Genomic DNA, 207 nt, shown 5'->3' on the forward strand with positions numbered 1-207 from the left:
CCCGACCGGGGTGCCGGTGCCGTGGGCTTCGACGTAGGTGATGTCGTGTGGGGAGATCCCGGCTCGTTGGGCAACCTCTTTGGCAAGTTGTTCTTGTAGGTCGGCGTTGGGGACGGTGATGGCGGTGGTGCGGCCGTCTTGGTTGGAGCCGGTGGCTTTGACCACGGCGTAGATGCGGTCGCCATCGCGTTGGGCGGCGTCGAGTTT

Annotated in this window: 1 protein-coding gene; it reads right to left on the reverse strand. The window is 65.2% G+C overall.

Translation table 11 applies throughout. The features are described 5' to 3' along the window. Nucleotides 1-207, reverse strand: a 207-nt coding sequence (locus ACL02S_RS24360; protein WP_412804826.1) for a hypothetical protein, incomplete at both ends; no start/stop codon positions are given.

It is taken from the genome of Nocardia spongicola (assembly GCF_047200775.1).
GTDB lineage: Bacteria > Actinomycetota > Actinomycetes > Mycobacteriales > Mycobacteriaceae > Nocardia.